1 protein-coding gene is annotated in these 1,060 nt (G+C 43.7%); it reads right to left on the reverse strand.

The window, feature by feature from the left end; genetic code table 11:
- Positions 1–10: 10 nt before the first annotated feature.
- A partial coding sequence (locus ACM0OX_RS35680; protein WP_414519937.1) for an IS4 family transposase occupies positions 11–1,060 on the reverse strand: 1,050 nt, incomplete at its 5' end.

Genomic DNA, 1,060 nt, shown 5'->3' on the forward strand with positions numbered 1-1,060 from the left:
GCCATTGGTGTCAAGTTAAGGCATCAGCCCAGATGTTAAGCGAGGTTGCAGCGTTGCGTCGATGTCGCTGACGCACGGCTTTGACCAAGCCCATAGAGCGTTGATGCTCAACCAACCAAGGGATAAGTAGCAGTTGTGTGTTTTTCAGGAGTGCGCGGTGGAAAAAATATAAACTGCGAAAGACCATTTCAATAGAAATGCGTTCAATGGGCTGTTGCAAAGCGACAGCAACATCAGTACACAAATCATTGAGGACAGCATAGAAAATCCAAGTAGCATAGACTTGCATCTGTACACCATTAGTACCACCAACCCACAAATAAGATAAACCCAACAATTTTTTTGTGAGTAAAAATGCATCCTCAATTTTCCAACGTCGGCGATACAAATCACATACTTGCTGTGGAGAAAGCTGTTGTGGGTCAAGGACATTAGTTAAATAATAATACCAAGTTTGACCCCAGAGTACTGATACTTGGCGCATCGGGTAACGACAAGGATCAGTATGGTTCAGTCCCATTTGAATGATTTCGTCTTTGTAATAAGAACCACTCGAAAGGCAGCGCACTACCCGATAGCGCACCTTGGCTTTTTGTCTAGTTAAAACATATTTTCTGGCTTCAGTTAGGATATCAAACCACTCAAAACCATAGAAACCCATATCTGTTATCAGTAAACCACCCACTGGCAAGCGCTCTGTTAGTTCTTGCCACCACTTAGTTTCATTGCGTTTGGCATCAGCATCGAAAAATGCTGCCACTGGGCGATGACTAAATGCTTCTACTACTATCAGCATCTTCCCACCTAAAACTGCACCTGTTTTTTGTTGCAGTTGTCCCAAATGTTTTTTGACTGCTTCTAAAGTTGAGGCATCCGCAATCCATACCGCACCAAACTTCTGTGCTACTGATGTCCAAAGGGGTGTAACTTCAAGGGTGTTTTTCTTCGCTGCTAGACGCTCTATTACTTGCTCAAACAGCTTAATAAATAACTGTGCTGGCAAGCTCTCTAGGCGTTGAGATAAAGCTTGCCGACTCACAGACATTGCCTCTACCCACAA

Origin of the sequence: Nostoc sp. PCC 9305 (genome assembly GCF_963920915.1) — a bacterium.
Taxonomy (GTDB): Bacteria; Cyanobacteriota; Cyanobacteriia; order Cyanobacteriales; family Nostocaceae; genus Nostoc.